Source organism: Myroides sp. TSA_177.3 (assembly GCF_052691955.1).
In genome coordinates, this window is sequence record NZ_JBQZGD010000047.1 from 1 (window position 1) to 5,915 (window position 5,915).

7 protein-coding genes and 2 pseudogenes are annotated in these 5,915 nt (G+C 31.5%); all 9 read left to right on the plus strand.

Annotated elements, in window-relative coordinates; all coding sequences use genetic code 11:
• Window positions 1-323 (plus strand): annotated as a pseudogene (locus tag ACUTSE_RS17985) (hypothetical protein); the annotation flags it as partial.
• On the plus strand, window positions 320-868 hold the full coding sequence (locus ACUTSE_RS17990) for a hypothetical protein (protein WP_445641251.1): 549 nt from the start codon (window positions 320-322) through the stop codon (window positions 866-868). The pseudogene ACUTSE_RS17985 and the gene ACUTSE_RS17990, both read left to right, overlap by 4 nt.
• A gap of 200 nt (window positions 869-1,068) precedes the next feature.
• Entirely contained in the window at window positions 1,069-1,545 is a 477-nt protein-coding gene (locus ACUTSE_RS17995; protein WP_445641252.1) for a hypothetical protein, read from the plus strand.
• Between the two features lie 484 nt (window positions 1,546-2,029).
• The gene (locus ACUTSE_RS18000; RefSeq protein ID WP_445641253.1) at window positions 2,030-2,773 is read left to right on the plus strand and encodes a hypothetical protein; all 744 of its coding nucleotides are present in this window, start codon (window positions 2,030-2,032) and stop codon (window positions 2,771-2,773) included.
• Window positions 2,760-3,485: a hypothetical protein gene (locus ACUTSE_RS18005; protein ID WP_445641254.1), complete on the plus strand. Its 726-nt coding sequence runs from the start codon at window positions 2,760-2,762 to the stop codon at window positions 3,483-3,485. Before ACUTSE_RS18000 ends, ACUTSE_RS18005 begins: the two co-directional genes overlap by 14 nt.
• Before the next feature lie 468 nt (window positions 3,486-3,953).
• On the plus strand, window positions 3,954-4,565 hold the full coding sequence (locus ACUTSE_RS18010) for a hypothetical protein (RefSeq protein WP_445641255.1): 612 nt from the start codon (window positions 3,954-3,956) through the stop codon (window positions 4,563-4,565).
• Between the two features lie 2 nt (window positions 4,566-4,567).
• A complete protein-coding gene (locus tag ACUTSE_RS18015; protein WP_445641256.1) occupies window positions 4,568-5,047 on the plus strand; it encodes a hypothetical protein in 480 nt (159 codons plus the stop codon).
• Window positions 5,048-5,298: 251 nt separating this feature from the next.
• Window positions 5,299-5,490: a hypothetical protein gene (locus ACUTSE_RS18020; RefSeq protein ID WP_445641257.1), complete on the plus strand. Its 192-nt coding sequence runs from the start codon at window positions 5,299-5,301 to the stop codon at window positions 5,488-5,490.
• Window positions 5,491-5,541: 51 nt separating this feature from the next.
• Window positions 5,542-5,915 (plus strand): annotated as a pseudogene (locus ACUTSE_RS18025) (type IV secretion protein Rhs); the annotation flags it as partial.

A 5,915-nucleotide genomic window follows, 5' to 3' on the forward strand; every position in this document is an offset into this window, starting at 1 on the left:
ATAAAAATGATAAGAGTACGATGGGTAATTTGCAAATGGCTTATGATGGTTGGGTAAATGCAACAGGAGAGACTGCAAGGGCTAAGGAAACAATGTTGAATTATATAGGTGGAATTGCATCAACAGTTATACCTATTGAAGGATTGCTTTTAGAGAATGCTAATCCCGTATTAACTCGTGCAGGACAATGGCATGGGCATAGAAATGCATTGATGTATATCAGTAATGGGAAAATGGTCGTTACTGAGGCTAATGGAACTTTTATTACTGTTATAAATAAAACTGCAAATCAATGGTATAACGCTGCAAAAAAATTAAGATGATGATAAATACATTACAAAAAATTATCAATAAAAGAGTCAAACGATTGTTTTTAATTGTTTGGCCACCATTTGGAGAGAGTGATATCTCTCAAATAGATATATCTGCTGGTTACTTTTTTGAAGATTCAACAAATCAAATGTTTGTTATAACTACTGATAAAAGCGAATTAACGCGACCAATAGTTGAATGTTTACCAATGCCTAATGTAACTAATAATTGGATAGAGTTTCATCAACGGATGCAGAGATGGATGGATTGTGAGGATGATATGGTAATGGATATAGAATATTATGAAGTATCAGATAGTAGTTTATTTAAAAATATAGTTAATCAAAAAATAGTAGATGTTGAATTGATTAAAATCAACAACGATTCACTAGTAGGTGTAAAGTTAATTTTTAAGAATGATTTTGTATTGTCTACACCATTAAGTGACGGAAATACAATAGAAACAAAATCATTTCATAGAAATAAAAACTTAGATAACTTTTTATCACTTGGAAGAATAAAATTTGTTAGTTTATCTAAGTTAGCTAAGAAATAGTAATTTTTTTTAATATATAAAACTTTTACTGAAGTAAATACCTTGCTCACGTTCCAAAAAAATAGACAGTTTTTAATATGGCAAATAGAATATTTCTTTTAAAAATTTTGAAAACTAGCCACTTTGGAAACAAGAAGAGTTAGAATTAGGTACTTTAAATCTTCGAGGCGGTTGTAAAAATCAAAAAGTAGAAATAAAATATGAAAAAGTGGAGAATTAAAATAGGTGTTTTGTTTGGCTTCATTTTTATAACGATATCTTGTACCAAAAAAGAAATGAAAGATTATTTTGTTAATAGTAAAAATGAGTATTGGGTGGTTTATTCTGGTGAAAAATTACGCAGAATAGGAACGTATTACCAGTTTAATAGTGATATGCAGTATAATAGATTTCGCAAAGATGAAAATGAAAAGATGATTGATTTTAATACGGATGGAGATCTTATTTATGATAAAAGAGAGTGGTCTATTAGTAATGATAGTATTTTATCATGGGATGGGCATAAATATGATGTAGTATCATTTACAGACGATTTTATAATTTTAATGTATGGAGATAATCAGAATTATACTTTTTTGTTTAAATACGATATCCAAAATAGTATAAAATCTGCTCAGTATTATTTTGAAAAAAGGCAAAAATATCCTGACAAGTATAAGGTAGCTTGGGATAAATAGTAAAACCCGATTGTGCGGACTTAACTTCGTTCCCTTCGGTTAAAGCCTCGGATGCAGTTCGTACGCATCAATTATAAAAGAAGAAAAACCCGCTAGTCGAAAGATTAGCGGGTTTTTCTTCTTTTATAAAATAGATTGAATTTTTCTATTAGCGATAAACGCATCGATAACAGAGAAAATATGTTCACGATCTTTTTCTTCAAACTTAGACACTTCTAAAACGCGCATACTGGTGTCTTTATCAATGCGTATGTCTTCTTTACCTGTTAAGTAGTCTAAAGAAATTTCTAAGATATCTGCTATTTTACGAGCAATATCAATGGAAGGGAAAACCTCGTTTCGTTCATATTTACCGAAAATCTCACGAGAACCTTTGATCTTTTTAATAAACGTGTTGTTTCAATTGAAATAAACTTTATTTTTATAAGGACAGTTGGTCTTGTAAATTAAGGTTAAGTTCGCGGGCGGGAAAAGTTGAGTAAATGTGGATCCGTTGGAGGAACAGTTCCCAGCATGGACACCGTACCATTATGTACACAACAACCCGATTAATTTGGTGGATCCTACGGGGATGGCAGCTGATGGATGGATTATTAATGAAAAATCAGGTGAAGCAAAGTTTAATGAAAGTTATGACGGTACTAATACGCCTGATGGATGGTACTATGGAAGTGCAATAATTGGAGATAAAACAATTTATAATGCTGATGGAACACATCAACCAATTGATTCAGGTAGTGAAAATTGTGTGTCATGTCATCACGATGTTGTTTTTGGACCACAGCAGAATAAGGATTTGAGTGGAAATCTTGGCGGATATAGAACTTGGGGTGGAGGAACAGACGATAATGGACGCAAAAAAGGAAGTATTTTTGGAATTCATAAGGATATTAATGCAGGTGATATGAATATGTTAGTTGGTGCAGGAGGAGCTAGTTTACCAGATCTTAATAGTTTCTTTACTGCAATGAGTGGTTTACAAAAGGTGGTAGGAGGTTTTATTGGCGGATATTCAGCCGCTGAAAAAATAATGGACGATATAGAGAATAGTAAACCTTTACAAAAAGTTTCTTTATATAATGGTTATTTTGATTCGATACAAATACAGTTAAATGATCAACAAGCGAGAATTATGAAAGATTATTATGCCCCTGAAGGTGGAAAGTTTAGGGATTCATTAAGAAAACAATATTTTGATTTTAATGCACATAGATTTGAGAAAAATTAATATTTTCTGCTTATTAATGATGATTAGTTTTTTTTATTCATGCAGTGATAAGCCAAGAACAGGATTTAAAGAAATAGATGATCAATTTAAGTTTATAAATAAAATTGAATCAAATTTCGATAGTTTATCAAAAAGTGCAAGTTTTTATTATTTAGAAAAACAACCAGACTCTGTCTATGTTGTAGTACATGGAGAGAATGACAATATTTCTAGAGGATGGACATATAATTATATACGTACAGGAGATTGGTTTTTTGAAAATGATAGAAATGAAGTTGATAGTATAGTTAATTACATCAATTATCATGGTATGCATAACGGAAATACAATTAAGTATTTTACTAAAGGTGTTTTGCAGAGAAATAATGGATACTATTATTATTTTAATTATAATGCAGAAAACATTCAGAAAGATAAACCAGTTGAAATTGAGATAGAATTATTCTATGATAAAGAAAAATTTGTTGGAAGTTTACAATTATTTTTGTTTAAAGATTCTCAACGTATTACAGATTATGGTGATTTTTTAGAGTTGGATAAAGATAGTATTCCTTCATATGGTGAAGATTCTTATTATTTAAGAATCACACCAAGAGATGAAGGTGTAAATACAATACAAGGATATTATACTTTGCTACCAAAAAAAGAATTTGCTAAAGATGAAATTAATGTGAAACCTATCTTTTTTAGATTGGATTTAGATGTAAAATAAATATAGATTAATCACCCCCAGCCTTCCAATCGGTTTACCTCATTAATGATTTTATTTGTTTTGGTATTCGGTGCACTTCATGAGGGGAGCTGATGGTGGAACACAACAACAGTAATTATGATAATGTGTATAAATTTAATGATTTCGGAGACTAAAGCGAGTAGTTTTAGTTGAACGAACCACACGAAGTGCAGAGTTGGATCCGCAAACCGAAACACAGTTGAAATCGGAACGCAGTGAAAATCGAAACGTAGTGTAGATTCATCGAACACCAAAACAAAATAGCAACTCGGTGAGATATATTCACTGAGTCCTTACGCATAAAATAATCAAGAGGAGGTAAACAGGTTACTATTACTACGGTGCACGTTATTACGATCCGACGATGAGTGTGTTTTTGAGTGTAGACCCGTTAGCGGAGCAGTTTGTTGGATACCGTACCATTATGTACACAACAACCCGATTAATATGACTGACCCTACGGGGATGAGTGCAGAACCACTTGTAAAGGGATTGGAGTATTTTTGGAATGGTGGTAAGAATTTATATGAACATTATACATATAATGACAATGGATCAATATCTTTTAATGGCTATTATGATGCTAGTGAATTTAAAGAGCCCGTTGGGAATTTTTCAATTATTTTTGATTTATCTAATGCTAAGCCTAAAGATGAATTTGATAGATCTTTGACGATTACGAGCATATCAGATCCTTTATATTCTTCTTTAAATTTGATGGGTGAAATACAAAACATCAGTGATTCCAATGAGTATCCTGGAGTAGAGATATATAGTTCTCCACATATAAATGGAGCTCTAACGGCTGGAAATGTCATTTTTACTAATCCAGGAATGTCCGATTCAGGAACTTTAGCTCATGAATATGGACACTTTTTAGATTATAAGCATAATATTAAATATAATAAATTTGATTATTTTAAAACTATTGGTATTCCGAGTATAATAAGTGCTATTAGAGCAACTATTGATTCAGGATTTAATCATCATGATTCTTCATCTGAAAAAAGAGCAGATATATTAGGGCAAGGATGGACAGGAAAAAAAATATATAAATAGACATGAAAAAAGTATTATTTTATCTAGTATTATTTAGTGTGTTCTCTTCTTGTGATCCTGCAGATAATAGATTGAAGGTTAAAAATGGAACTTCAGATTCAATTTTGTTCAGATTAAGGTTTCAAAATGAAATTAGAGATAATAAAGGACCCTATCAAAGATCTGGAATAAGAAGTATTTTACCTTACGAGACAATAGAAGTAGGTATTTTTAATCAATGGGAGGGCGAATTTGAAAGAGCGAAACCAGATACTTTACTTCTTGTAATTGCAATGAAAAAAAGTGAACTTGATTCTATTTTATTAAAACGAGGTATTTATAATAATTCAGTTGAATTTGATAGTATGCAGGATATTATCTGGGATAGTTTATATAAAGCACAGCATTACAAATACCATGAATATTCTTTACAAGAATTAAATGAACTGGATTGGCAAATTACTTACACAAACGAGAGATTTAAAGAAGGGAAAAAAAGGTAAATATGTTTGTTAATGTAATTGTTTTAAACTTCTATAGTTTTCCTTAGTCTTACAAGATATATTGAAGAGTTTATGTGAATGGATAAAAATACAAAACCTACTAAGCAAAAGATTAGCGGGTTTTGTAATTTATAAAAATAGCTTGTAATATCTTTAACAGGTCTTTTTCAATTGAAATAAGCATTATTTTTATATGGACAGTTGGTTTTGTAAAATCAAGGTTGAGTTCGCGCGAGGAAAAAGTTGAGTAGATGTGGATGAGTGTAGACCCGTTAGCGGAACAGTTCCCAACATGGACACCGTACCATTATGTACACAACAACCCGATTAATTTGGTGGATCCTACGGGGATGAAAGGAGAAGATTGGTATATGAATAATGAAACCAAAAAGGTTACATGGATTGATGGAAGTAAAAATATTAAAGGATATACTAATTTATGATATAGTAGTAGTAATCAAAGTTATGGAGAGAATAGAACAGATCATTTGGTAATGGATGGCTCAACTCGACAAATTACAGTAAATGGAAATGTGATTGCTGATTTTAATAAGAAGGGAAGTATTCAGCAGGATGGTGTAATGGTTTGGGGAACTGGAGCAGACCCTATGGATAGTGCTATAGGAAGAGATAGGGGGCAAGGATCTATTGAAGTCGGGGATAGTGATGTAAATGCTTTTTATGCTTTGATGAATAAAGTATTGAGTTATTTTAAAGATGAAGTTATTAAGTCGAACAAAGCTACAGAATCTGCAACTCCATTAAAGTCGAGTCAAGAAAAATCAGAAACAATGACTTTTAAAATGAAAGGGTATCAAAATAAGGATTTGTTTGATAGGTCAGATGAAGCGACTGTTAGGTGGTCAAA